This is a genomic window from Streptomyces sp. NPDC043853, assembly GCF_056436025.1.
On sequence record NZ_JBWKDJ010000025.1, the window covers coordinates 1,790 to 27,120 of the forward strand.

At 70.5% G+C, this 25,331-nt stretch carries 20 protein-coding genes and 4 pseudogenes; 16 read left to right on the plus strand and 8 right to left on the minus strand.

The genetic code is table 11. The annotated features are described in order from the left end of the window. Nucleotides 1-252: 252 nt before the first annotated feature. Nucleotides 253-1,596, plus strand: coding sequence for a GAF domain-containing protein (locus tag AC067U_RS36665; RefSeq protein WP_478834195.1), 1,344 nt, complete (start codon nucleotides 253-255; stop codon nucleotides 1,594-1,596). 54 nt (nucleotides 1,597-1,650) lie between these two features. Next, nucleotides 1,651-3,174: an acetaldehyde dehydrogenase ExaC gene (exaC, locus tag AC067U_RS36670; protein WP_478834196.1), complete on the plus strand. Its 1,524-nt coding sequence runs from the start codon at nucleotides 1,651-1,653 to the stop codon at nucleotides 3,172-3,174. Nucleotides 3,175-3,371: 197 nt separating this feature from the next. On the opposite strand, the pseudogene AC067U_RS36675 reads toward exaC, so the two are convergent. After that, nucleotides 3,372-3,971 (minus strand): annotated as a pseudogene (locus AC067U_RS36675) (MFS transporter); the annotation flags it as partial. An 87-nt stretch (nucleotides 3,972-4,058) separates the two neighbouring features. Beyond that, nucleotides 4,059-5,420, minus strand: a complete 1,362-nt coding sequence (locus AC067U_RS36680; RefSeq protein ID WP_478834197.1) for an NAD(P)-binding domain-containing protein — start codon at nucleotides 5,418-5,420, stop codon at nucleotides 4,059-4,061. Nucleotides 5,421-5,531: 111 nt separating this feature from the next. On the opposite strand from AC067U_RS36680, the gene AC067U_RS36685 reads away from it, so the two are divergent. The 5 genes from AC067U_RS36685 (at nucleotide 5,532) to AC067U_RS36705 (ending at nucleotide 8,295) form a co-directional block, all read left to right on the plus strand. After that, entirely contained in the window at nucleotides 5,532-6,539 is a 1,008-nt protein-coding gene (locus AC067U_RS36685; protein ID WP_478834198.1) for a flavin-containing monooxygenase, read from the plus strand. Nucleotides 6,540-6,629: 90 nt separating this feature from the next. Next, complete coding sequence (locus AC067U_RS36690) at nucleotides 6,630-6,998, plus strand: ArsR/SmtB family transcription factor (protein WP_478834199.1); 369 nt, start codon at nucleotides 6,630-6,632, stop codon at nucleotides 6,996-6,998. 2 nt (nucleotides 6,999-7,000) lie between these two features. After that, a complete protein-coding gene (locus tag AC067U_RS36695; protein WP_478834200.1) occupies nucleotides 7,001-7,492 on the plus strand; it encodes an N-acetyltransferase family protein in 492 nt (163 codons plus the stop codon). 55 nt (nucleotides 7,493-7,547) lie between these two features. After that, a complete protein-coding gene (locus AC067U_RS36700) occupies nucleotides 7,548-7,832 on the plus strand; it encodes a hypothetical protein (protein WP_478834201.1) in 285 nt (94 codons plus the stop codon). Further along, the gene (locus AC067U_RS36705; protein WP_478834202.1) at nucleotides 7,807-8,295 is read left to right on the plus strand and encodes a TIGR02391 family protein; all 489 of its coding nucleotides are present in this window, start codon (nucleotides 7,807-7,809) and stop codon (nucleotides 8,293-8,295) included. Before AC067U_RS36700 ends, AC067U_RS36705 begins: the two co-directional genes overlap by 26 nt. A gap of 22 nt (nucleotides 8,296-8,317) precedes the next feature. On the opposite strand, the gene AC067U_RS36710 is transcribed toward AC067U_RS36705, so the two are convergent. Genes AC067U_RS36710 through AC067U_RS36720 form a run of 3 tightly spaced genes read right to left on the minus strand, consistent with a single transcriptional unit; the run spans nucleotide 8,318 to nucleotide 10,519 of the window. Further along, nucleotides 8,318-9,373 carry an ArsO family NAD(P)H-dependent flavin-containing monooxygenase gene (locus AC067U_RS36710; RefSeq protein ID WP_478834203.1) on the minus strand — a complete coding sequence of 352 codons (1,056 nt, stop codon included), beginning with the start codon at nucleotides 9,371-9,373 and terminating at the stop codon, nucleotides 8,318-8,320. Further along, complete coding sequence (locus AC067U_RS36715; RefSeq protein WP_478834204.1) at nucleotides 9,370-10,164, minus strand: aquaporin; 795 nt, start codon at nucleotides 10,162-10,164, stop codon at nucleotides 9,370-9,372. Before AC067U_RS36715 ends, AC067U_RS36710 begins: the two co-directional genes overlap by 4 nt. Before the next feature lie 40 nt (nucleotides 10,165-10,204). Further along, the gene (locus AC067U_RS36720; RefSeq protein ID WP_478834205.1) at nucleotides 10,205-10,519 is read right to left on the minus strand and encodes an ArsR/SmtB family transcription factor; all 315 of its coding nucleotides are present in this window, start codon (nucleotides 10,517-10,519) and stop codon (nucleotides 10,205-10,207) included. A 76-nt stretch (nucleotides 10,520-10,595) separates the two neighbouring features. Between AC067U_RS36720 and AC067U_RS36725 the strand changes: the two genes are divergently transcribed. From AC067U_RS36725 to trxB, 3 genes and pseudogenes are all read left to right on the plus strand, one after another. Further along, the gene (locus AC067U_RS36725) at nucleotides 10,596-11,225 is read left to right on the plus strand and encodes an arsenate-mycothiol transferase ArsC (protein WP_478834206.1); all 630 of its coding nucleotides are present in this window, start codon (nucleotides 10,596-10,598) and stop codon (nucleotides 11,223-11,225) included. Between the two features lie 42 nt (nucleotides 11,226-11,267). After that, nucleotides 11,268-11,687: an arsenate reductase ArsC gene (locus AC067U_RS36730; protein ID WP_478834207.1), complete on the plus strand. Its 420-nt coding sequence runs from the start codon at nucleotides 11,268-11,270 to the stop codon at nucleotides 11,685-11,687. A gap of 5 nt (nucleotides 11,688-11,692) precedes the next feature. Continuing rightward, a pseudogene (gene trxB, locus AC067U_RS36735) lies at nucleotides 11,693-12,684 on the plus strand (thioredoxin-disulfide reductase). A 427-nt stretch (nucleotides 12,685-13,111) separates the two neighbouring features. On the opposite strand, the gene AC067U_RS36740 reads toward trxB, so the two are convergent. Together AC067U_RS36740 and AC067U_RS36745 are read right to left on the minus strand one after the other, a co-directional pair. Then, nucleotides 13,112-13,498 carry a hypothetical protein gene (locus AC067U_RS36740; RefSeq protein ID WP_478834208.1) on the minus strand — a complete coding sequence of 129 codons (387 nt, stop codon included), beginning with the start codon at nucleotides 13,496-13,498 and terminating at the stop codon, nucleotides 13,112-13,114. 19 nt (nucleotides 13,499-13,517) lie between these two features. After that, nucleotides 13,518-14,540: a hypothetical protein gene (locus tag AC067U_RS36745; RefSeq protein WP_478834209.1), complete on the minus strand. Its 1,023-nt coding sequence runs from the start codon at nucleotides 14,538-14,540 to the stop codon at nucleotides 13,518-13,520. Between the two features lie 473 nt (nucleotides 14,541-15,013). Here AC067U_RS36745 and AC067U_RS36750 point away from each other — a divergent pair, with 473 nt between their 5' ends. Together AC067U_RS36750 and AC067U_RS36755 are read left to right on the plus strand one after the other, a co-directional pair. Next, nucleotides 15,014-15,970 (plus strand): competence protein CoiA family protein, encoded by a 957-nt coding sequence (locus tag AC067U_RS36750; protein ID WP_478834210.1) that lies wholly within the window; start codon nucleotides 15,014-15,016, stop codon nucleotides 15,968-15,970. A 275-nt stretch (nucleotides 15,971-16,245) separates the two neighbouring features. Next, nucleotides 16,246-16,380, plus strand: a pseudogene (locus AC067U_RS36755) (aldehyde dehydrogenase family protein); the annotation flags it as partial. Nucleotides 16,381-16,770: 390 nt separating this feature from the next. Here AC067U_RS36755 and AC067U_RS36760 read toward each other — a convergent pair. Next, entirely contained in the window at nucleotides 16,771-19,740 is a 2,970-nt protein-coding gene (locus tag AC067U_RS36760; protein ID WP_478834211.1) for an AfsR/SARP family transcriptional regulator, read from the minus strand. Between the two features lie 79 nt (nucleotides 19,741-19,819). Between AC067U_RS36760 and AC067U_RS36765 the strand changes: the two genes are divergently transcribed. The 4 genes and pseudogenes from AC067U_RS36765 (at nucleotide 19,820) to AC067U_RS36780 (ending at nucleotide 25,232) form a co-directional block, all read left to right on the plus strand. Continuing rightward, nucleotides 19,820-21,463: a GNAT family N-acetyltransferase gene (locus AC067U_RS36765; protein WP_478834212.1), complete on the plus strand. Its 1,644-nt coding sequence runs from the start codon at nucleotides 19,820-19,822 to the stop codon at nucleotides 21,461-21,463. A gap of 496 nt (nucleotides 21,464-21,959) precedes the next feature. After that, nucleotides 21,960-23,177 (plus strand): glycosyltransferase, encoded by a 1,218-nt coding sequence (locus tag AC067U_RS36770; protein WP_478834213.1) that lies wholly within the window; start codon nucleotides 21,960-21,962, stop codon nucleotides 23,175-23,177. A 108-nt stretch (nucleotides 23,178-23,285) separates the two neighbouring features. Continuing rightward, a pseudogene (locus tag AC067U_RS36775) lies at nucleotides 23,286-24,482 on the plus strand (glycosyltransferase); the annotation flags it as partial. A 12-nt stretch (nucleotides 24,483-24,494) separates the two neighbouring features. Beyond that, nucleotides 24,495-25,232: an SAM-dependent methyltransferase gene (locus AC067U_RS36780; RefSeq protein WP_478834214.1), complete on the plus strand. Its 738-nt coding sequence runs from the start codon at nucleotides 24,495-24,497 to the stop codon at nucleotides 25,230-25,232. Nucleotides 25,233-25,331 lie beyond the last annotated feature (99 nt).

Sequence of the window (25,331 nt, forward strand, 5' to 3'; positions counted from 1 at the left end):
GCGCTCTTCCCTGTGCGGCTTTGTGGTTGCTTTCGGGGGCCGGGGTGGTTTTCCGGAAACACCCCCCCACCCCCCCCTCCCCCCCCCCACACCCGCCCTTCCCCCCCCGCTGCCCCCGGCGGCCGGTTTCGCCATGGGCCGCACCGGGGAGGAGCGTCCGGGCGCGGCACCGGAGGGAACGGGACGGGCGGGGCTCACGGCAGGGCGGGGCATGGCCGGTGGGCCGGCGCAGGGGACGAGGGGAGGGCGGAGATGCATGATCCGTCGGTGGCGTTGCCGGGCGGCGCGGACCCCGCGGAGCGGTCGCGGGTGCTGCGCCGCGCGCACGCCTCGTTCACCGCGGAGGGACAGGTCGAGGCACCGGTCCGCCCGGTGATCGCGAAGTCCTGGCGGCGCTGCGCGAAGGCCCGGGTCAGCCCGGAGTGCACCGGACTGGCCGACCGGCCGGAGGCCGACCTGCACTCCTACCGTGACCAGCATCCGCTGGCCCGGGTGATGCCCGTGGTCCGCGAACTGGTCGGCACCTTCGCCGCGCACGAACGGCACCTGCTGGCCGTGTGCGACGCGGCGGGGAGCCTGATGTGGGTCGAGGGCGACCGGGGCACCCTGCGCCGGGCGGAAGGGCTCGGGTTCGTCCCCGGGGCGCGCTGGGCGGAGAGCGTGATGGGCACCAACGCACCGGGCACGGCGGTCGCCGTGGGCGGGCCGGTCCAGGTGTTCGGGCCGGAGCACTTCAGCCGCAGCGCCCACCCGTGGACCTGTGCGGCGGCCCCCGTCCGGGACCAGCGGACCGGTCGGCTGCTCGGCGCGGTGGACATCACCGGCGGCGACGGACTGGCCCACCCGCATTCCCTGGCCTTCGTGCAGGCGGTGGCCCGGGCGGCGGAATCGCAGCTGGCGCTACTGGAGCCGACCGCCGTCGGCGACTCGCTGCACGCACTCGGCCGGGACGAGGCGGTGTTGGGGTGCGGCGGCCGGACCGTCCGGCTGGGCCGCAGGCACAGCGAGATCATGGTGCTCCTGGCACACCATCCGGAGGGCATGTCGGGGGACGAACTGCTGGTCGCGCTGTACGAGGAGGGGTCCGCCTCGCCTGTGACGCTGCGCGCCGAGCTGTCGCGGCTGCGTGCCCTGCTGGGGCCGGACGTGCTGCGGTCCCGCCCGTACCGCACGGCGGGCCCGATGGAAGCGGACTCGGCCTCGGTGCTGCGGCTGCTGGCGGCCGGGGCGACATCGGCGGCGCTGGCCCGCTGCCGGGGCCCGCTGCTGCCGGCATCGAGCGCCCCGGGCATCGTCCGGCTGCGCCGCCGCATCGAGGAACAGGCGCGGGCCGCCCTGCTGGCCCGGGGGGACGCGGGACTGCTCGCGGACTGGGTGTGCACGCCGTGGGGCGCCGACGACCCCGAGGCGTGGCGGGCCCTGGCTGCGGCCCTGCCTGCGGGGGCGCGGCCCGCCGCACTGGCCCGCGTACGGGCGCTGGACGCGGAACTCGGCGTACCGGCACGGTGCACGGAGCCGGGGCGGGCACCGGCACCGGCACCGGCCTCGACACCGGCGCGGGGCCGTGCAACGTATCCGCAACCGGCCCGTCCCTAGCCTCTCCTGGGTGCGCGGCCCGACGGCGGGCCGCGCCCGGCGAGGGAGGACCTCATGGCCCGTTTCGCTGCGCCCGGCACCGAGGGCGCGCTCATGTCGTACGAGCCCCGGTACGGGCACTTCATCGGCGGCGAGTACGTGGACCCGCACGGCGGCCGGTGGTTCGCCAACCCCTCCCCCGTGACGGGCGAGGTGTTCACGGAGGTCGCCCGCGGCACGGCCGAGGACGTGGAGCGCGCCCTGGACGCCGCGCACGCCGCCGCACCGGCCTGGGGCCGCACCCCGGCCGCCGAGCGGTCGACGATCCTGCTGCGCATCGCGGACCGGATGGAACAGCACCTGGAGGCCCTGGCGGTCGCCGAGACCTGGGAGAACGGCAAGCCGGTACGGGAGACCCTGGCGGCGGACCTGCCCCTGGCCATCGACCAGTTCCGCTACTTCGCGGGTGCGCTGCGGGCCCAGGAGGGCACGCTCAGCCAGGTCGACGACGACACCGTGGCGTACCACTTCCACGAGCCGCTCGGCGTGATCGGGGCGATCATCCCGTGGAACTTCCCGATCCTGATGGCGGTGTGGAAGCTGGCGCCCGCACTGGCCGCGGGCAACACGGTGGTGCTGAAGCCGGCCGAACAGACCCCGGCTTCCGTCCACTACTGGCTCGGCCTGGTGGCGGACCTGCTGCCGCCGGGCGTGGTGAACATCGTCAACGGCTTCGGCGAGGAGGCGGGCAAGCCGCTGGCCTCGAGCCCCCGGGTGGCGAAGATAGCCTTCACCGGCGAGACCTCCACCGGCCGCCTGATCATGGGCTACGCGGCGGAGAACCTGAAGCCGGTGACCCTGGAACTCGGCGGCAAGAGCCCCAACCTCTTCTTCGACGACATCTGGTCGGTCGACGACGAGCTGCGCGACAAGGCCCTGGAGGGCTTCACGATGTTCGCGCTCAACCAGGGGGAGGTGTGCACCTGTCCGTCGCGCGCCCTGATCGAGCGCGGCCGGTACGGCGACTTCCTGGACGCGGCGGTCGCCCGCACCGAACTGATCGTGCCGGGCCACCCGCTGGACACGGACACGATGATCGGGGCCCAGGCGTCCGAGGACCAGCTGAAGAAGATCCTCTCGTACCTGGAGATCGGCCAGCGGGAGGGCGCCAAGATCCTCACGGGCGGCGGCCGCCAGGAGCTGGACGGCGAACTGGCGGGCGGCTTCTACGTCCAGCCGACCATCTTCGAGGGCGACAACCGCATGCGCGTCTTCCAGGAGGAGATCTTCGGCCCGGTCGTCTCGGTCACTTCCTTCTCGGACTTCGAGGACGCGATCCGCATCGCTAATGACACCTCCTACGGCCTGGGCGCGGGCGTGTGGACCCGCGACATCAACACGGCGTACCGCGCCGGCCGCGCCATCCAGGCGGGCCGCGTCTGGACGAACTGCTACCACGCCTACCCCGCCCATGCTGCATTTGGTGGGACCAAGCAGTCCGGGATTGGCCGCGAGACCCACAAGATGATGCTTGAGCACTACCAGTGGACCAAGAACCTGCTGGTCAGCTACTCACCGAAGAAGCTCGGGTTCTTCTAAAGCGGCAAGTCGGGCTCCTCGCTACTGAGTACAGCGGCCCCCAGGGCCAGCCCGGCCCCTCCCGGTACCGACGCCGTGCTCCGTTGCTTCCTCTGCCTGGCCAAGCAACCGCTGCCACGAGCACCAGCAGTGTGGCCTGGGGCCCACAAGTTCACGCGTGAGATTCCGGGGCAACCACGGTTCCACGAGACGGGGCTTCAGGCTGGCCCCACCGCTGCTGTGTGGGGTGTGCCCTCGAGCTTCTTGGTGCGGGCCCCGAGGGCTGTGATGGCAGCAGCGATCGAGAGTCCGGCGAGCAGCGCGAACAGCGCTGGGTAACCACCCAAGGGCCCGGCCAGGACTGCCCCGGCGAAGGGGGCGAGGGCCGCTGCGGCATGGGATGGCGCTCCGAGGAGTCCGGAGAGGCGGCCGTAGTGCGTGGTTCCCCAGCGGTCGGTGACCGCGGTGGCCTGGAGGAGGGTGAGGTTGCCTCGGATGACCCCGGCGAGGATGGATACGGCGACGAGTACGGCGTAGGGGCCAGCCACGGTGGAGAGGGCCGCGGTGGTGACGGCGCCGAGTGCGATCAGGCTGATGGTGCGGGCGGTGACGCCGAGGTGGCGGGCGAGGGTTGCGTACAGGGTGCGTCCGAGCGTCTGCCCCGCACCGCCGAGACCCAAGGCCCACGCCGCCTGGATGGTGGTGTAACCGCGTTCGAGGAATAGGGGAACGAGGCCGATGACTACGGCGTACATCGCGAACGCCGAGAGCGTGAATGTGACGGCCAGCATCCAGAACGCCCGGCTACGCACGACTCGTTCGTGGCCTCCGGCAACGTGCGACGGGCCGTGACCGGACCCCCGTCCCGGTCACGGCCACGCTGGCCTTGGTCTGCGGCATGTTGGTCAGCAGCCGCCGCTGGTGGCGGGTGCGCCGATGGTGAGGGTGGCCGGGGCCGCGCAGCAGCCGCTGTTCTGTTCGGCGGTCTCGGGCTGGTCGAAGAGGCCGGCGCCGCCGCAGACTCCGGTCTCGGGCAGGGTGAGTTCGACGCGCTCGGCGGCTTCCTGGTCGCCAGCCAGGTGGGCTGCGATGGATCGGACCTGCTCGTAACCGGTCATGGCCAGGAAGGTCGGGGCGCGGCCGTAGGACTTCATGCCGACCAGGTAGACGTCCTTCTCCGGATGGGACAGCTCGTTGACGCCGTGCGGGTAGACGGTGCCGCAGGTGTGCTGGTTCGGGTCGATCAGCGGCGCCAGCTCGACCGGGGCCTGCAGGCGCTCGTCGAGACCGAGGCGCAGCTCGTTCACGAAGGTCAGGTCGGGGCGGAAGCCGGTCAGCACGATGACCTCGTCGACCACATCGAGGCGGCGGCCGTCCTCGCCGACGAGGACCAGGCGCCCGTCGACGTCCCGCTCGATGGCCTCGGTGCGGAAACCGGTGACCGCGTCTGCGTACCCGGCGTCCACGGCAGCCTTCGCCGCCAGGCCGAGGGCGCCGCGCGCCGGGAGCTGGTCGGCTTCGCCGCCGCCGAAGGTGGAGCCGGAGATGGCGCGGCGCAGGACCCACAGCGCCTTGGTGCCGGAGCCAGCGTCGCTCTTGGCGAGGTCGGCGAGGTAGGCCAGCGCGGTGAAGGCGGAGGCGCCGGAGCCGATGACGGCGGTGCGCTTGCCCGCGTACCGGGCCCGGACGGCCGGGTCCTTCAGGTCGGGGACGCGGTAGGTGATCCGGTCGGCGGCGGCCTGCTCGCCCAGGGCGGGCAGGCCGCTGGCGCCTGCCGGGCTCGGGGTAGACCAGGTGCCGGAGGCGTCGATCACGGCGCGGGCGAAGAGGCGCTCCTCTCGGCCGTCGGCGTGTTCGACGTGGAGCACGAAGGGCTGGGTATCACGGTCGGCGTCGACGATGCGGTCGCGGCCGGTGCGGGATACGCCGGTGACGCGGGCGCCGAAGCGGACGCGGTCACCGAGGGCGTCGGCGAGGGGCTGGAGGTAGAGCTCGGCCCAGTCCCCGCCGGTCGGGTAGGAGGCGGCATCGGGCTTGATCCAGCCGGTCGGGGCGAGGAGCTTCTCGGCGGCCGGGTCGACGACCTCGCCCCAGGTGGAGAAGAGACGTACGTGGGCCCAGTCGCGGGTCGCGGCGCCGGCGTGCGGGCCGGTCTCGAGGACGAGGAAGTCCAGGCCGCGGTCTTCCAGATGGGCGGCGGCGGCCAGGCCGGCGGGTCCGGCCCCGATCACGACGACGGGCAGGTCGGTGGTGGCAGGCGCGTTCACGGTCGGCTCCTCGTTGCTTGTTTCGATGTCTGTCGATGGCTTGTGTGATCAGCATGGCACCTGTTTCGATGTGCGTCAACATAGACATTCATCGAATCTGTGGAGGTTGTCGTGGAGCACGTGGAAGCCGTCGCCATCGGAGGTGGGCAGTCGGGCCTTGCCGCCGCGCACGCGCTGGTCAAGCAGGGCGTGGTGCCGGTGGTGCTGGAGGCGTCGGATCGGGCGGTGGGATCGTGGCCGCGGTACTACGACAGCCTGACCCTGTTTTCCCCGGCTCGGTTCAGCTCGCTGCCGGGCCTGGCGTTCGGCGGGAATCCGGAGCGGTATCCGCACCGGGACGAGGTCGTCGCCTACCTCGACCGCTACGCCGCTCGCCTGGACGCCGACGTCCGCACCGGCCGGCGGGTTGTCCGCGTCGAAGCCGACCCCGCCGGCTTCCGCGTCGACCTGGAGTGCGGCGAGCGAATCTCGACCGGCGTGATGGTCGCCGCGTCCGGAAGTTTCGGCCGTCCGCACCACCCCGCGCTGGCCGGGCGGGACGCGTTCACCGGGCAGGTGCTGCACGTCGCCGACTACCGCGACCCCGCTGAGTTCGCCGGGCTGCGAGTCGTTGTGGTCGGCGCGGGCAACTCCGCGGTCCAGGTCGCCGCCGAGCTCTCCCGCGTGAGCCGTACGACGCTGGCGACGCGGGCGCCGGTGAAGTTCGCTCGCCAGCGGCTTCTGGGCCGCGACCTGCACTTCTGGCTCACCCGTACCGGCCTCGACGCCGCTCCGCTCGGCAGGCTGCTGCGTACCCCGCCAGCCCAGCCAGTGCTGGACGACGGCCGCTACCTGGCCGCCCTCACTGCCGGACTTCCGGGCCGACGCCCGATGTTCACCGACCTGAACGGCGGCAAGGTGCGTGGCCGGACGGGAGCTCGGAGGTCGTGGACTCGATCATCCTGGCCACCGGCTACCGCCCTCACCTGCCCTATCTCGCCGACCTCGAAGGAGCCCTCGATGCTTCGAAGCGGCCCCGGCACCGCGACGGCGCCTCCCTCGCGCATCCGGGCTGGCGTTCGTGGGTCTGGAGTGGCAGCGCAGCCTGTCCTCGAACTCCCTGCGCGGATGCGGCCGTGACGCCGAACGCACGGCCCGCCGCCTGGCCGCCAACCTCGCCCGACAGTGAGGCCCCTCCCGCATTAGTTCGACGTATGTCAACATAGACGTATGTCGAATGCGAAGGTGTTGCCGCTGCTGGAGCCCGAAGCCGTCGCTGCGTGCTGCCCGCCGTTGAACGAGCGCCCCATGTCGGCGGACGAGGCCGAGGTCGCGGCGAAGATGTTCAAGGCGCTCGGTGACCCGGTGCGTCTGCGGCTGTTCTCCGCCGTCGCCTCGCACGAGGGCGGAGAGGCATGCGTGTGCGACATCTCGGACGTAGGCGTCTCCCAGCCGACGGTCTCCCACCACCTCAAGAAGCTCAAGGAAGCCGGACTGCTGTCTTCCCAGCGGCGCGGCACCTGGGTGTACTACCGGGTCGAGCCCTCCGTGCTCGCCGCCATGGGCGCGCTGCTGGCCGGCGCCTCGAAGGCGGCGTGACCATGGTGCGCATAGTCCCGATGCTGCCCGAGCACGCCGAACAGGTCCTGGCGATCTACCAGGCCGGGATCGACGAAGGCAACGCCACCTTCGAGACCGCGGCCCCCGGCTGGACGGCGTTCGACACACCGAAGCTGGCCGAGCACCGCTTCGTCGCCCTGGACGAGGACAAGGCAGTGGTGGGCTGGGTCGCGGCAAGTGCGGTCTCAGACCGGTGCGCCTACGCCGGGGTGGTGGAGCACTCCGTGTACGTCCACCCGGACGCCCGCGGCCGAGGCGTCGCCCGCGCTCTGCTGGACGCGCTGATCGCCTCCACGGAAGCAGCGGGCATCTGGACGATCCAGTCCGGGATCTTCCCCGAGAACACCGCCAGCCTCGCCCTCCACGAGCGGGCAGGCTTTCGGATCATCGGGACCCGTGAGCGTGTCGGACGCCACCGCGGCGCCTGGCGCGATGTGACGCTGCTGGAGCGACGCAGCCCCGTCGTCCTGTGAGCTGATCCGCGCTCATCGCTTCCGGCGCAGGGTCGTCGGGGTGCAGGATTCGGCCATGGCTATCCCGATTGCCGACACCGCGTGGGCCCGCGAGGAACTGGCCCGCTTCCTGGAGCTGACCGACCTCTTCCGGCGCCCCGACCCTCCAGGCGTCGCCGTGATCACCGCGCAGTTGTCGAACCGCGGGGCGGAGAAGGAGATCCTGGGCAGCGCGCAGGTGGTCGAGCAGATCCTCGACCGTGTCCTGCCGCACTGGCGCACGGAGGTGCCCGACAAACCGCAGGGTCAACCGCTGGTGCCAGCACCGGGAGGCCGTGCAGCGGGCCGATATGGTCCTTGAACGCGACGCCGAGGTCCGGGCCCGGCTGGGAGACGACGCCCCCAACCTGAACGCGGCGGCCATGCATCCCTGGGTGTGGGAGGGAGCTCGGCCTCTGTGGCAGAGCGCCCATTTCCGTGAGGCTGTCACGGCTGCCGGCCGGAAGGTCAATGCCGAGACGCAGAACAAGCTGGGCCGCAAGGACGTGAGCGAGACCCGGCTGTTCCAGCAGTCGTTCTCCCAGGACGATCCCAAGCCAGGTCAGCCTCGGCTGCGGTTGATGGAGGACGACGGCAGCGACACCTTCCGCAGCATCCACCGCGGCGCGTCAGCCTTCGCGGAGGGCTTCTTCGCCGCGATCCGCAACCCCAACAGCCACGAGGACGGCCTGCCGGAACTCCCAGAGCACGAGGCACTTGAGCAGCTGGCGTCCCTGAGCGTCCTGGCCCGCTGGATCGACAGGGCCACGGTGATTGCCACCTGACCGCGATGGCGGGCCGTTACGGTCAGGCCAGCAGATCCGCGATCTGGCGCGCTGCTTCACGGGCGGGCCGGCCCACGCCGATCAGCGTGGCGGAGGCTGGACCGGTCCAGTCACCGTAGCCGAGCAGGTGCAGGCGGGCGTCGTCCACGGCTCGGGTGCCGTCGGTGGCGATGTGCCCGCGGAATCCGCGCAGGCGCAGGCCGGCGAAGTGGGCCAGCGCCGGGCGGAACCCGGTGCACCAGATGATCGCATCGGCCTCGGCGCGGGTGCCGTCCGACCATTCCACGCCGGTCGTGGTGAGGCGGGTGAACATCGGCTTCGCGGCGAGGACTCCGGCGTCACGGGCGGCGCGGACGGGCGGGACGGCGACGATGTCGCCGAGGGAGGCGACGCCGCCGCTGTCGGTGCGGCCTTCGTCGAGGGCTCGGCGGCGGGCGGTCGCATGGTCGAAGAGGGCGCGGCCGTCGATGTCGTCGGCCAGGTAGCGCGGGGGCCGCTGGGTCACCCAGGTCATGTGGGCGTGGCCGGTGAGGTCGGTGGCGATCTGCGCGCCGGAGTTCCCGCCGCCCACCACGATCACACGCTGCCCGGAGAACTCGGCGGGGCTGCGGTACTGGACGGTGTGGAGCTGGCGGCCGGTGAAGGTACGGCGGCCGGGGATGGCGGGCACGAAGGGACGGGTCCACGTGCCTGTGGCGCTGATGACGGCCCGGGCCCGCCAGTCACCGCAGTCCGTCTCCACCCGCAGACAGACGCCGTCGCGATGGACGGCCGAGACCCACACTCCGCGCTGAACGGGAAGCTCGTACCGCTTCTCGTAGTCCGCCAGATACTCCACGACGTGCCCAGCGCCGGGGTAGAGCTGCCCTTCCTGGAGGGGCATCAGCCTCCCAGGCAGGGAGGAGTACGCCGCCGGCGAGAACAGGCGCAGGGACTCCCAGACGTGCTGCCAGGCTCCGCCGGGCGCTGCCTGGGCGTCGAGGATGACGTGCTCGATGCCCAAGCGGCGCAGGTGGTAGCCGGCGGCGAGCCCGGCCTGGCCGCCGCCGATCACCACCACGCCGGTGTGCTGCGTCATGCCGCGGGCTGTCCCTGGTCGGTCTTGCCGCGCATGAAGATGACCGCAACAAGGGCGAGGCCGACGGCGGCGCCGATCAGCTGCATGGCAATGAAGCCTGGCACGGAGGCAGGGGCAATGCCTGCGAAGGTGTCGGTGAAGGCGCGGCCGATGGTGACGGCCGGGTTGGCGAAGGAGGTGGAGGAGATGAACCAGTACGCGGCGCCGATGTAGGAGGCGACCGCGACGGGCGCGAACCGGAGCCGGTCGGTCTTGGCCAGGCCGAAGATCAGCAGGACCAGGCCGGCGGTGGCGACCACCTCGCCGAGCAGCAGGTTCCCTGCGGAGCGGTCATGCTGCGACCACTTCACCAGCGGCTCGCCGAACATCGCGTCCGCCAGGATCGCGCCCACGATCGCCCCGACGATCTGGGACGGTACGTAGACGGCGACCTCGCGGGCAGTGACGCCGGCGCCGCCGCGGCGGGCAGTCCACCACTCGGCCAGTGTCACGGCAGGGTTGAAGTGGGCGCCGGAGACCGGGCCGAGGAGCGCGATGAGGACGCCGAGCCCGAAGACCGTGGCGGTGGAATTCGCCAGCAGCTGCAGCGCCACGTCGTCGGTGAGCTGGGTGGCCTGGATGCCGGAGCCGACCACGACCGCGACCAGGGCGGCGGAGCCGACCAGCTCGGCGGCGGCGCGGGCGATCAGGGGGGTGCGGGGCGGGGTCGCGCCGGGTGCGGGCTGGGGCACGTCGGCAGCTATGGCGGACTCCGCGGCTGGGGCGGTGCCGACGGGCTCGGTGGCGGTCAAGACGGGTTCTCCTCGGGCAGGTGAGGCAAGGCGCGGAAAGCTAGGGGCAGGACCGCTTGAGGTTCGCTTCTGCGGTGGCTCGCGCGGTCTGGGCGAGGTCGCCGAACTGACCGGCGAGGGCTTCGATGACTTCCGGACGCAGGCGGTAGTAGATGTACCTCCCGCACGGCTCCGTTTCCACGACCCCGGCCTCCCTCAGCACCTTCATGTGGTTGGAGAGGTTCGTCTGCTTCGCGCCCGTCTCCTCCACGAGGTGGGTAGTGCAGAGCGTTTCCTTGGCGAGGAGGTTCACGATCTGGAGCCTGAGCGGGTCGGCCAGAACCCGGATCAGATCAGTGTCGACTGACGTCATCATGGACTGATACTGTCACATCAGCTGGGGCTGACACCAGTCCGAGCTGACCTTATTGGCTCCTTTGAACGGGAACGCCATGCCCACGCCTTCCTCGCCCCTGCCGGACGCCCGTCTCGCGGCAGGGGCCGCCCGCCTCGCCTCCCGCTATGCAGGCCGCTTCGCGCCGGAGACGGTCCTCGGCCTGCTCGCCGACTCCTACACCCGTCTCGCCGAGCACGCCCGGATCCGTACGCACCTGGTCGTGCTCGCGGAACGGCTGACCGCCGAGCGTCTGGACGCCCTCGCCCACACCCAGGGCCGAGCGGACGGCGGCCGGACACGGGTGCTGTTCGTGTGCAGCCAGAACTCCGGCCGCTCGCAGATGGCCGCTGCCCTCCTGGCCCACCGGGCAGGCGAGCACGTGATCGTCTCCTCGGCGGGCACCCACCCCGCCGCCGACGTCGAGCCGCACATCGTCCAAGCCCTGACCGAGGCCGGCGTGGACCTGGCCGACGCCTACCCCAAGCCCCTGACCGACGAGGTCGTCGAGGCCGCGGACATCGTCATCACGATGGGCTGCGACGACGCCTGCCCCGTCGTCCCCGGCCGCCGCTACCTCGACTGGCCAGTCCCCGACCCCGAAGGCGCTCCGATCGCCGTCGTCCGCGACTTCCGCGACGCCATCGACACCCGCATAGCCGACCTGCTCACCCAGCTCGGCGCCTGACTCCGCTCATCCCCGCAGTTGCCTGATCCCCAAGGAAGAACCATGTCCTCTGCTCCTGCCGCCTCCGTCCTGTTCGTCTGCATCCACAATGCCGGCCGCTCCCAGATGGCCGCGGGCTTCCTGCGCCACCTCGCCGGCGACCGCGTCGAGGTCCGCTCCGCCGGTTCGATGCCCGGCGACCAGATCAACCCCTCCGCGGTGGCCGCCATGGCCGAGCTGGGCATCGACATCTCCGACCAGAACCCGAAGGTGCTGACCCCCGAGGCGGCCCAGGCGTCGGACTACATCATCACCATGGGCTGCGGCGACGCCTGCCCGTATTTCCCCGGCAAGACCTACCTCGACTGGCAGCTCGAGGACCCGGCCGGCCAGGGCGTCGAGGCCGTCCGCCCCATCCGCGACGAGATCAAGGACCTCATCGAGGGCCTGATCGCCGAGATCGATGCCAAGGCGAAGGCGTGACCCAGGTGACCGACACGAACCCCGCCGACGACATACGCAACGTCGTCATCATCGGCTCCGGCCCCGCCGGATACACCGCCGCTCTCTACACCGCCCGCGCCCAGCTGAAGCCCCTGCTGTTCGGCAGCTCCATCTTCGTCGGCGGCTCCCTCACCACGACCACCGAGGTCGAGAACTTCCCCGGCTTCCCCCACGGCGTCGACGGCCCGGACCTCATGGCGAACATGCGGGCCCAGGCCGAGCGTTCGGCGCCGAGATGATCGACGACGACATCGTCTCCGTCGACCTCACCGGCGACATCAAGCTCCTGACCGACTCCGAAGGCACCGTCCACCGCGCGAAGACCGTGATCATCGCCACCGGATCCGGCTACCGCAAGCTCGGTCTTCCCAAGGAGGATGAACTCTCCGGCCGCGGCGTGTCCTGGTGCGCCACCTGCGACGGGTTCTTCTTCCGCGACCGGGACATCATCGTGGTCGGCGGCGGCGACACCGCCATGGAAGAAGCCACCTTCCTCACCCGCTTCGCCCGCTCGGTCACCATCGTCCACCGACGCTCCACCCTGCGCGCCTCCAAGGTCATGCAGAACCGGGCCTTCACCGACGACAAGATCTCCTTCGCCTTCGACAGCGAGATTGCCGAGATCAAGGAAACGGGCGGCATGCTCTCCGGCGTCGTCCTGCGCGACACCTTCACCGGCAAACTCCGCGACCTCGACGTCACCGGCCTGTTCATCGCCATCGGACACGACCCCCGCACCGGGCTGTTCACCGGACAGGTCGACCTCGACGACGAGGGCTACATCCAGGTCGCCTCCCCGTCGACCCGTACGAACATCCCCGGCGTGTTCGCCGCCGGCGACGTCGTCGACCACACCTACCGCCAGGCCATCACCGCAGCCGGCACCGGCTGCGCCGCGGCCCTGGACGCCGAGCGCTACCTCGCTGCCCTGAGCGGCAGCAGCACAGCTGTGGACATGGCACAGGTCAACGCCTGACTTGGCCGCCACCCGGGCTGGGGGCCAGCTTCCAGGCCCCCATCTCCCCGGCATTGCCTGCAAGCGCTGGTGGCTCCGGAAACCCCGAATGGTGCCAACCCGGTTCACTGCGCTGCAGCGGCCGCGATGAGTGCCGTGGCCGCCGTCTCGACCTCAGCCTTCGTGGTCCACCGGCCCAGGGACGGCCGTGGTGCCCCGAGTGCGCGCTCGGCGCTCAACCCCATGGCGGTCAGGACCGGTGAGGGCGTGTGGGCACCGCTGTGACAGACCGATCCGGTGGGGGCCGCCGTCTCGGTGACGGTGGCGAGTAGTTCGTGGCCGAGGATGCCGTCGATTCTGCATCCTCCCGCACCTTGACGGCGGTCTCGCGCACTCGGGCCGACTGCAGGCCTTCGACCGCGGCCTCCACGTTCCCGAAGGCCTGGAATCAGGCGCCAGCACCAGGCGCCGACGGCCCCCCTCGCGTTTTGAAGGACCTGAGGCCAGTCTGGACGTTGAGGAAATCGTCTCGCATGGCATGCATGACATCGGGTGCACCGTCAGGGAGTTCTCGCCCCAGCTCTCCGTAGACGGCTGCGGACTCGACCAGTCGCGATCGATGGCGTCGCAGGTGGCGGGCGGAAATGCCGAAGGGGGTGCCGTAGCGGGCTTCCCACACAGCAACCGCATAGGTGATGGGGGCCTGGGCCTGTTCGGTCTTGCGGTTCCTGAGCCAGAGGCGTGCGGTGGCCCAGGCGATCGGCAGCCGGTATGAGGTGAAGATCACGAGGAGGACGCTGGCCGTGTTGTACGGCTGCGTGTTGGTAGCGGGCACTGGGTTCTCCCGGCGAAGCCTAGAAGGGTGGCTGAACGGTGCTCAGGGGCGGTGTGGGAGCGGCGGGCATCGCCTTCTCCGGGAGTGGCAGGCTCGTCACCACGAATTGATTGAGGATGTCGTCGCGGTCCATGAAGATGATCTGGCTCCGCTTGGAGGCATCCAGGACATTGGCTAGCCAGTTCCTTGCAGCCTTTGTGATCTCCCCGCCTGCCACGATGAAGGCGTGGTCGACCAGCACTCGCCGGTTGGTCTCGGGGTCGAAAATCTCGTGGGCGAGCATCATGAGTGCCTGTTGATGGATTTCGGCGATGTTGGCGTTTCCCGCGCGGGACTTGCCCATCGCGTCCAGCTTTCCGCGTTTCACTTGGATGCCGAAATACAGGAAGTGCTGGGTCGGCAGGGTGTAGCGCATCCAGATGTCCTTGCCGTACTCCAGCGCCTTGTCCCGGTGGCCAGCCGCCGTGATTCGGTGGAATCCCAGTTGCCGAAACATCGGCAAGAGCACTTGCTCGATGAGTTCGTCCTCGCTACACGTCTCCAGGAACGCAGCGAGGGCCGAGCGCCGCTGCATCTCCGCGACGCTTAGAGGCCGGTGCGGGTTCTTGGCTAGTACCGAGACGGTGTTCGTCCCGACGTGCCGCAGGTAGCAGTGCTTGTCCTCTCCGTAGAAGGCCTCGAAACCCTCCCGCATCAAAGCATCGTTCAGCTGCCGCAAGGCATTAGGCCTGTCTAGGCCTTCGTTCAAGGCGTCCGCCGGGTTCATGAGGTGATCGATCACTTTGCAGAAGGCCTCCGGCGGGTGCGCCGGCCCCTCATGCGGCTCAGCCAGCAGTTGTTCCAGCACCTCGGCCACCCACCGGTGCCGTGTCGAACCGTCGTGCTGCCAATCCATGTCCAACTCGCCGAAAAACTCGGTGATGTACGAACTCGACCTGTACGGAAAGTACTTCGGCGGCCCACCGTCAGCGGGATCCGATGAACCGAGATTCCCGCAGATGAGATCTCCCAGCGACTCGAGCGTCCGCCTTCTGAACCTCACAGCACCCCTCCCACCCACACAGGGCCCGTCCCGCAAGCGCGGCAGACCATCATTCTGCCCGCTGCCACCGACACCCAGCGCTCGTCGTCGCAGTCTCATCGTCACTCTTGCCCGCGGGGTGGGCTGTCAGGTACCTCGACCGACGGGACACGGTCCCGCGGCCCTCCCTGCCCTCACCGCACTCAACCCCACCCGTGCGCAAGGCCATCTGGGGACAGAGCAGTGGCTACAGAGCACCTGCGGTTGTCAGTGGCTCCTGTCACGATCGAAGCGGCGGTCCATCGTGGCCGTGTGGCGAGCGGAGGTCAGCATGCCCAGGGTTCGGCCGACGACTGGATCTGACGAAACCGGACCTCGGAGTGGCCGGCGGCGCAGCCCTGCTCGAACAACTACTCAGCGACCGTCGGTTGCCCGTAGCGCTCCGCGGCCTCACGTGCGCGGAGGTATGCGAAAGGCGGGGCTTCGTCGAGCCGATGTCGGTGTACCGCCGGCTGGGCAAGGTCGTCGCTGCCCACATGCGAAGCGACGCCGAAGACCGGCACTACGGCGGTGGAGAGTCTGACGAGCACAAGGCGTACAAAGACCGGGCGGTCCGGGCCGCAGAGGACGGCGGGCACGTTGCCGTCCAGGAACGAGCGAGCAAGGACCGCGCAGTCCGCAGCGACGTCCTGATCCGTGGTGCGGACGGTGTACTCCTCGGGTTCGAATCGCAACTGTCCCCGCGCAACCCGCGTGAGATTCAGGCACGGGACGTGGCAGCCCGAAGGGCTGGCGTGCTGGACGCATGGCAAACGGACAGCCAAGACATGGCACGGGACACGACGGTTCCGTGGTTGCGTACCGACCGGGTTCCCCTGGAACTGATCACGAAGCGGGACTCCCCCATCCCCTTCCGCGGTGGCATCCGCCGCATCGAGCTCGCCAAGTGCGACGAGCGGTTTCCGGGGCCGTGCCCGAAGAAGCGGACAGGGAAATGCGGAGGCTGGCACCCGACTACGCGACCCGCGGAACGTCCCTTCGACGACTTCATCCGAGATGCCGCCTCCGGGCTTTACGTACGAGCGATCGTCAAGGTGAAGCGGACGGCGTTCGAGTTCTGGACCCCCACTACAGATCACTCTGCGTACCTCGACGCGACATCAGGCGAACCGTCCGCCGTCATGCCGAGGCAACGACAGGTCCGGCGCCCTATGGAGGACGGCGACCCAACGTGCCGCGTTCGGCCGCCGGCCGTGCCGGACGACAGAACCGCGCCGCTCCCCCACATCCCGGCACCCCGCTCGCCAGAGTCCTTCTCGAGTACAGGGCCTGCGGTGACGGGGGCGCTGCCGATCGCCTACCGGGGCAAGTGCGGGGCCGGGGTGCAGCCATGCGGAGCGCCCGCGCGCTCCTATCCCGCCGGATGGCTCTGCGACGACCACTGGCCGTAGCCGACAGAAAAGGCCACCGCGGAAGTCCCCTCGTTAGGCCACTCGCAGTGGATTCGTCCGTGGCCTCTCCCTGAGCTGGCTTCGAGCCTCGCAAGCTCGAACTGGCTGCGCAAACCCGGTGGTCACTCGTCTTCATCCTCGCTCAGGTGCTCCATGAGTCGCTCCAGGGTCTCCGTTGAAAGGGCCGGGGCCCGTTGCAGCCAGCGATCAAGCCACTCCGCATCCGTCATCATGCCTGGTCAACCACCTTTCACACCTACGGACTTTCATCAAACTCAGCACACGCCGCCTTCGGCGGCTACAAGCAGTCGGGCATCGGCCGCGAGACCCACAAGATGATGCTGGACCACTACCAGCAGACGAAGAACATCCTCACCAGCTACTCCCCTAAGAAGATCGGATTCTTCTAAGAGAAGAGCATGGTGTCTGACCTGGGAAAATGGCCGATCAGGCACCGCGCCTTGGTCTCGGGGCAGCTATCGAAGTCGGGTGACTTCAGAGTTCACCTGCCTCCGAGATCCCACTTCATAGAGATGATCCGGGCCATTGACGGGCCGGCGTAATCGCCGCTCCCCCGGGTACCAGCAGACACTGGCCGTCTTCGCCCCAGCCCGTGATGAGAGCCCCCCAATCCCCGGTGACTGACCGCGCCCGGCGGCTCCATCTTCCGGGCCCGGCACTCGACCAGCAGGGCCTCGCGCTGACGGTCGTCCACCAGCTCGACGGAACAAAGCGGGCGGGGTGGATTCGACAACGTCTGGCGTGCCCCATAGGGCACCACCCGCTCGGCGGACCACACCTCAGATCGTGGTGCTGGTTGATGGTGTGCAAGACGGCTGGTCGGCGGTGGATGCCTCCGGCGGCTTGGGCTCGTTCGCGGTCGGCGGCAGCCCGCTGAGGAAGGTCCGGATCTCGTCGGCCTCGGGGACGGCGAGGGCAGTGTAGAGGTCAAGGGCCTGTCGGGCGTGGTCGTGGGCGAGGTCGATGCGGCCGAGGTCGCGGTGGACGTGCGCCAGGCCGTCATGGGCGCGGGCCTGCTCGGGGCGGTAGCTGAACTCGCGTGCGAGGGCCAGCGCGGTGTCGTGTTCGGCCGCGGCCTGGGTGAGGTCGCCCAGAGACCGGGCTGCCTCCGCGAGGGCGTTGAGCGACTCGGCCTCGTCTCCGGGGAAGTCGAACCTCCGGCTCAGCTCCAGGGCCTGGTGGTGATGGCGCCGGGCCTCGTCGTGGCGGCCTTGTCGTTGGTGCAGCAGCCCGATGTTGTTCAGCACGACGGTCTCGCCGATGCGGGATCCCGTCTCGCGGTACGCGAGCAGCGATTGCCGGTGGTGCTCGTGGGCCTCCTCGTACCGTCCTCGGCGTGCGAGGACGAGGCCGAGGTCGGTCAGGCATCTGGCTTCACCACCGCGGTCGGCGAGCTCCCGGAAGAGCGCGAGCGACTGCACGCAGTGGTCGTGGGCCTGGTCGTATTCCCCCCGCCGCCTGAAGACGGTGCTGAGGGCCTGCAGTGCGGCGGCCGCGACGCCCTGGTCGCCGGTCCCGCGTGAGAGGTCCAGGGCCTGTCGGTAGTGCTCGGCCGCTTGCTCGTAGGCGCCGTGCCACCAGAAGTGCACCTGGCCCAGATCGATGAGCGTGCGGGCTTCGGCGGCCTTGTCGCCGCTCCGGCGGGCGGCTCGCAGTGCCAGGCAGCAGAGGGCCAGCGCGTCGGCCTGGTGGGCGTGGCCCAGCAGGTACCGGTGCAAGGTGGCGGCCAGTTGGCAGGTGTGCGGGAGCCAGTCGTGCTCGGCCGCGTACTGGGCGGACGCCATGAGGTTCGTGCGTTCGCTGTCCAGCCAGGCGATCGCCTCGGCCTCGTCCCGCGGGAGCGAGGCCGGGGTGTCCGGCTCGGGGATGCGTGGCCTGCGGTTCTTGCCCTCGGGGTAGAGGTGGTCGATGGCCGCGCACGCCGTGTGGAGATAGTGGTGGAACAGCCGGCCGAGGGCCTCGCGCTGGGCATCGGGGGATTCCTGGGCGACCGCGGTGGCGAGGGCGTGTTCGCGCAGCAGGTCGTGGAATGTGTAGCGGCCGAGCTGGTGCTGGGTCAGGACGTGGGCGTCCAGGAGGTCTTCCAAGAGCGTCTCGGCCTCCTCCAGAGGGAGGTCGGCCAGCGCGGACGCCGCCTCGGGGCTGACGTCACGGCCCGGCTGGAGCCCCAGGAGCCGGAAGATGCGCTGCTGATCCGCAGTCAGCTGCTCGTAGGACAGCGTGAACGCAGCGGCCACTCCTCGCTCCGAGGTGGCCAGCTCGGAGAGCCTGCGGCGCTGGTCGCGGAGCCGGTCGGCCAGGTGGGCAACGGTCCAGCGCGGGCGATGGTGCAGGCGGGCGGCCGCGATGCGGACGGCCAGTGGCAGGAATCCGCATAGCTGCAGGACGTCGAGGACGGCCAGGGGTTCGGCGGCCGCCCGTTCGCCGACGATAGCCGTGAACAGCTCCAAGGCGTCCGCGGCGGGCAGCACGTCCAGGGACAGGGCATGTGCCCCGTCCAGGTCGGTCAGCCGCCGGCGGCTGGTGATCAGGATGAGGGCGCGGGAGGATCCGGGCAGCAACTGGCGTACCTGGTCCGCGCCGAGGGCGTTGTCCAGCACGGCCAGCACGCGGCGGACGGAGAGTTCGGACCGCCACAGCGCGGCGCGATCGGCGACCGAAGCGGGTATCTGCTGGGTGGGCACGCCGAGTTGACCCAGGAGTATCTCGAGCGCGGCGCCGGCGTCGAGCGGCGCCTGACCAGCGGTGTGCGCCTGCAGGTCGATGAAGAGCTGCCCGTCCGGGAAGTGGCCCGCGAGGCGGTGCCCCGCGTGGACCGCGAGCGTCGTCTTGCCGACGCCGGCCATCCCGTCGATCGCCGAAATCGTCACGACGCCGCCGTTGTTGCCCGACCACAGGCGGATCAGGCCGTCCAGCTCGCCGTCGCGTCCGGTGAAGTCCGGGACGTCGTAGGGCAGGAAGTTGGTCCCCTGCGGCTTCGCCGGCGCGGTGACCGGTGGCCGCAGATCGGGGGCGTCCCGCAGGATGTCCTGTTCGAGCTTGCTGAACGCGTGGCCAGGGTCCAGTCCCTGCTGATCGGCCAGGGTCGCCCGGAAAGTCCTTGCCACGTCCAATGCGTCGGTCTGGCGTCCGGCACGGTGCAGGGCGAGCATCAGCTGGCAGCAGAGCCGTTCCCGCAAGGGGTTGGCGGCCGCGTGGACGGACAGTTCGTCGATCAGGTCGTCGTGCCGCCCCAGGGCCAGCTCCAGCTCGGCCAGGCGCTCGACGGCGGTCAGTAGCTGCCCGTTCAGACGTGTTCTGGCGCTCTGGACGTAATGGGCGGTGATGTCGGCCAGCGGTTCTCCCCGCCACAGCGCCAGCGCGGCACGTATCTGGGCCGCGGTGTCCCCCGGGCCCCCCGGGGCGTCGGAGACGGCCGCTGCTCTGGCGACCAGGCTGGTGAACTCGTCCAGATCGAGTTGCCCCGGCTCGGGGGTGATCACGTACCCGGCCGGTCGCGTGGCCAGCATCCCGTCGGCCCCTGAAGCTCGCAACATCCGTCGGATCGCGGCGATCGTCGTCTGGATCTGCGCCCGGGCGGAATCGGGCGGCAGCGGCCCCCACATCGCGTCGATCAGGCGATCCGTACTGATCGCAGCCCCGGCATGCAGCAACAAGTAGGCGAGCACCGCGCGGTGACGAGGTGCCAGGCCGGGCGCATCCGAACCGGGAGCCACGGCCTCCACCGGGCCGAGGATCGTGAACCGCATGCGTTACTCCCGGGGTCACCAGTGCGTGCATCGAAGAAGCATCGCGAATGCATCAAGATCAACCTGCATGGTTACCGGCATGTCACTCCACACCGTTGAACCGGAGATTGCGACCGGTGAAACCGCAGCTCTGTTCACCGCCACGCACCGGGCCCTGGGGATCATCCCCAACCTGGCCAGGGTGATGGCCAACAGCCCGGCCGTACTGAAGGGGTACTTGGGTGTCGTCACCACCCTGAGCGCGGAGGGAACCCTGCCGGCTGACGTCCGCGAGAGCATCGCGTTGCTGGTGGCGCAGGAGAACGGGTCCGACTACTGCCTGTCCGTGCATGCGTTCCGCGGGACCAGGACGGCCGGGCTGAGCGCAGCCGAGGCCACCCGCGCCCGCCGGGGCGAGGCCGACGACGCCTGGGCCGCCGCCGTCCTGGAGCTGGCTGCCGCGACGGTCCGCGACCGCGGAACCGTTCCCGACGAGCAGCTGGCCGCGGCCCGGCGCGCCGGGCTGTCCGACGGGCAGATCGTCGAGGTCATCGCCCATGTCGCTCTCAACGTGTTCACCAACTACCTCGCCACGGCTGCCCGTGTCGACATCGACTGGCCGCTCGTGCGTCACACCGACTGGACGAGCGCCCGAAGTACCCGAAGCGCCCCAAGCACCGGAAGTACCAGAAGTACTCCAAGTTCCCGACCTACGACCGACTCGACCACGAAGGCCATCACCTTGCCCACATCAGTACACGTCACCCCGCTCCAGCACGTCTCGGCCGCCGAAGCCATCGCGTGGCATCAGGTCGTCTCGGCCTCGACGGCCCACGACCTGCCCGGAGTACCGACCCCCGACCCCGGACAGATCCACGCCCAGCTCACCCTGCCCGCTCTGGGCAGCCGCCGGCTGACCTGGCTGGCCACGCGTGCGGACGGCGTCCCCGTCGGAGTCGCCGCCCTGCGGGTGTTCACCTCCCCGGGCCAGGAGCACCTCGCAGAACTGGAACTCCACGTCGACCCCGCACACCGCCGCCGGGGAACCGGATCCCTCCTACTGTCAGCGGTCGTAGCGGCCTGCCGCACCGAGAACCGGCGCAGCCTGATCGCCACGGCCCCGGCCGACGGTCCGGGCGAGGCATTCAGCGAACGGTGGGGCTTCCGCCGGGCACTGACCTTGAGTCACCTCCTGCTGCGCCTCGACGAGACGGACCGGACCGACCTGCTCCGGATCACGGATGCCGAGCACCCCGGCTACCGGCTGACCGGCTGGACCGGAACCGTCCCCGACGATCTCGCCGCCGCTTTCGCCGCGGCCAAGAACGCGATGAACGACATGCCCGTCGGTGACCTGGACTACGGCAGTGTGGCGTGGGACGCGGACCGCGTCCGTGCCATGGCCGCGGTGGTCGCCGACCGCGGGGACACGCTGCTGACCATCGCCGCCGTACACGACAGCGGCACCATGGCCGGCTACACCGAGATCCTGATCCCCCACGGACTGCCGCCGCGGGTCCAGCAGTACGACACTGCGGTCGTGCCCGAACACCGCGGCCACGAACTGGGACTGTGGGTCAAGGCCGCCATGGTGCACCGGCTGCGCGCCGAGTACCCCGGCGTCGTCGAGATCGAGACGGACAACGCCGACGACAACGTCCACATGCTGGCGGTCAACCACCGACTGGGGTTCCGCTCCTACCGGCGCACCTGCGAGCTCCAGCTCGACGTGCCCGCGACCTGACCCAGTACGTGGCCTCCCGCACACTCATGGGCCCCGATCCTGCGGTGACCGTCGCCGACGACCGGGTCGGCACGCGAGCGTTCGACTGGCCCGGCTGCGTGTGGCGGGCGCCCGCATCACCATGCCGCTGCGCGAAGAGCCGTGGGGCGAGCGGCTGTTCCAGATGCCGACCCGAACGGTGTCGTCGTCCAGCTCGTCGAATGGACGGCCGCCGCCGACGCCGATCCGGCCGGCCGGCCGGCCGACCGGCAACGACGAGAGCGCCGCCATGGTCGTGATCACACCCTCCGCCGACCACGTCACCATGTCGCCGAGGCCCACGTCTCGATGCCCGCCGACGGGGTCGCCTCCGGTCCCGGCACCCAGGGCACTCGTGAACTGCCCTGGGCTCGGTGACCCAAGAGACACGGATGAACGCTCCCGCTGTCTTCGCCGGCTTGAGTGCAGGGTGAAGGCAACACGATTCGCCAGACCACGGAAACAGGAGATTCAAGAAGTGCGTGTACTTTTGTCAACATATGGGTCGCGTGGGGACGTCGAACCGCTGGTGGGGCTCGCGGTGCGGTTGCGGGAACTCGGCGCGGAGGTGCGGGTGTGCGCGCCGCCGGACAAGGACTTCGCGGAGCGGCTGGCCGGGATAGGCGTGTCCGTGGTGGGCGTCGGCCAGTCGGCGCGCGCGCTGACGACCGCGGCGCCGCCGCCCTCGAAGGCCAATCTGCCGCAGCGCGCAGCCGAATTGATCGCCAGTCAGTTCAGGGTGATCCCCTCGGTGGCAGAGGAGTGCGACGTGCTGGTGGCGACGGGCGCGATGCCGGCCATCGCCGGGGCGCGGTCGGTGGCCCAGAAGCTGGGCATCGGCTACGTGTCCGTGATCTTCCAGCAGCTGACGCTGCCCTCGCCGCAGCGCCCGCCGCTGGCGTACCCGGGGCGGCCGTTCCCACCGGAGGTGACCGACAACCGGGCGCTGTGGGAACTGGACGCGCAGAGCATCAACGCGCTGTTCGGTGAGGCGCTGAACACCAGCCGGGCGTCGATCGGCCTGCCCCCGGTGGACAACGTCCGCGACTACGCCTTCGGCGACCGGCCGTGGCTGGCGACGGACCCGGTGCTGGACCCGTGGATGGAGACGCCGGACCTCGACGTCGTACAGACCGGCGCGTGGGTGCTGCCCGACGAGCGGCCGCTCCCGGCGGAGCTGATGGCCTTCCTGGAGGCCGGGGCACCGCCCGTGTACGTGGGCTTCGGCAGCATGGCCGTGCGCGGAGGCGAGGAGGCGGCCCGGGTGGCCATCGAGGCGGTCCGCTCGAAGGGCCGCCGGGTCCTCGTCGGGAGCGGCTGGGCGGAACTGGGCCTCATCGACGACCGGGACGACTGCTTCGCCGTCGGCGAGGTCAACCACCAGTCCCTGTTCCGCCGGGTCGCCGCCGTCGTACACCACGGCGGCGCGGGCACCACGACCACCGCCGCCCGGGCCGGTGCACCCCAGGTGGTGGTGCCCCAGCTGGCGGACCAGCCGTACTGGGCCGCCCGGGTGGCCGGGCTAGGCATCGGCGTGGCCCACGACGGCCCGGTTCCGACCGCCGAGTCCTTGTCGGCCGCGCTCGAGACGGCCCTCGACCCCGGGACCGGCAGCCGGGCCAAGGCCGTGGCCGGCACGGTCCGCACCGACGGGGCGACGCTGGCAGCAAAGCTGCTCCTCGACACCGTCAGCTGAGGAAGTCGAGACGGGCCCGAGGGGCCCGAGGCAAGACCCGGAGAACAGGGTCCCTGCCACACACCATCCCCGGCCGAGACCGGCACCCACAGGAACGAGAAGGACGACATGCGTGTGCTGTTGATGGGGTACGGATCACGCGGCGACATCGCGCCGCTGGCTGGACTGGCGGCTGAGCTAAGGACCCTCGGCGCGGAGGTTCGCGTGTGTGCACCGCCGGACGAGGAGTTCGCGGAACTGCTGGCCGGTGTCGGCGCCGAACTGGTGCCTTTCGGGCGGGACGTGCGCGCGCTGCGGACGGGGGCGCCGCCGTCGGACGCGGCGGCGTTCGCGGCCGAGCTGGTCGCCGCACACTTCGACACGGTCGGCAAGGCGGCCGAGGACTGTGACGTGCTGGTGGCGAGCGGTCTGATGCCGGCCGGCGCCCGCTCGGTGGCCGAGAAGCTGGGCATCCGCTACGTGTACGCCGGTTTCCACCCGTTCGAGATGCCCTCCGAGCACTACCGGCCGTCGCCACGGCCCGGCCCGCCGGCCCCGCCCGGCATGACCGACAACCAGGCCCTGTGGGACCTGGACGCCCAGAAGGTCAACGCCCTGTACCTCCAGCCCCTCAACACCCACCGCGCGGCGATCGGCCTTGCGCCCGTTGACAACGTCCGCGACCACGTCTTCACCGACAGGCCGTGGCTGGCGGCGGACCCGGTCCTGGGCCCGTGGGAGAAGCTGACGGACCTCGACGTCGTGCAGACCGGCGCGTGGATCCTGCCCGACGAACGCCCCCTGCCCGCAGATCTGGAGGCGTTCCTGGAGGCCGGCACCCCACCGGTGTACGTGGGCTTCGGCAGCATGCCCATGGGCACGGCCTCCGACATCGCCCGGACCACCGTCGAGGCGGTCCGCGCGCAGGGCCGCCGCGTGCTCGTCTCCCGCGGTTGGGCCGAGCTGGGACCGATCGACGACACGGACGACTGCTTCGCCGTCGGCGACGTCAACCACCAGGCACTGTTCGGCCGCGTCGCGGCCGTCGTCCACCACGGCGGCGCAGGCACCACGACCACGGCAGCCCGAGCCGGCGCACCCCAGGTAGTGGTACCCCAGTTCGTGGACCAGCCGCACTGGGCCGCCCGCGTGGCCGACCTGGGCATCGGCGCGGCACACGACGGCCCGACCCCGACCTTCGAGTCCCTGTCAGCCGCACTCACGACGGCCCTGACCCCGGAGACGGAAGTACGGGCGAAGGCCGTCGCCGGCACGATCCGCGCCGACGGGACGGCAGTGGCCGCGAAGCTGCTCCTCGACACGGCCCACGCTGCGCCGGTGAGCCGCGAACAGATCTCCGGCATCGCGCATGCCGACCACCCGATAAAGTCCCCGCTCGACGACGACTCGGTCAGCCGGCTTCTCGAACGCGGCCTCCCGCGGGGCGACGAGCGCGTGCTCGACCTCGGATGCGGCACAGCGGAATGGCTCCTGCGCGCCCTGGCGACGCGCCCGCACCTGCACGCCGAAGGCGTCGATGTCTCGGAAGTCGCCCTGACGCAGGCCCGCCAGGCAGCGAGCAGACGCGGGGTCGACGAGCGCCTGGTCCTCCACCACCAGGAAGCTGCGGACTTCGTCTCTGCACAGCCCTTCGACCTGGTGATCAGCGTCGGCGCCACACATGCCTTCGGCGGTCTCCTCCCCACCCTCGCGGCGGCCCGCGAACACCTGGCCCCCGGCGGCCGCGTCCTGATCGGTGAGTCGTTCTGGGACCGCACCCCTTCACCGGAGGCCGTCGAGATGTTCGGTGACCTCGCCGACCTGGCGACCACGGTGGACCGCGTCGTCGCCGATGGATGGACCCCCGTCCACGGCCATGTCAGCACCCGCAGTGAGCTGGACGCCTACGAGTGGGCCTGCTGGGGCTCGCTCGCCTCATGGGCCCTGGACCACCCCGCCGATCCAGCCGCCGCGCAGGTACTGGAGACGGCCACCGCCCAGCGTTCGCAGTGGCTGCACGGATACCGGGACAGCTTCGGCTTCCTCTGCCTGATCCTGCGCCAAACAACGGATTGATCGCCTAAGGGCTGTCCCGTAAGTGATCTTCTTGTCGCCTCGGGCATGGTGAACCGCCGTGCGGCCCGCTTGCCTATCCGGCGAGGGCGAGGTTGTGCA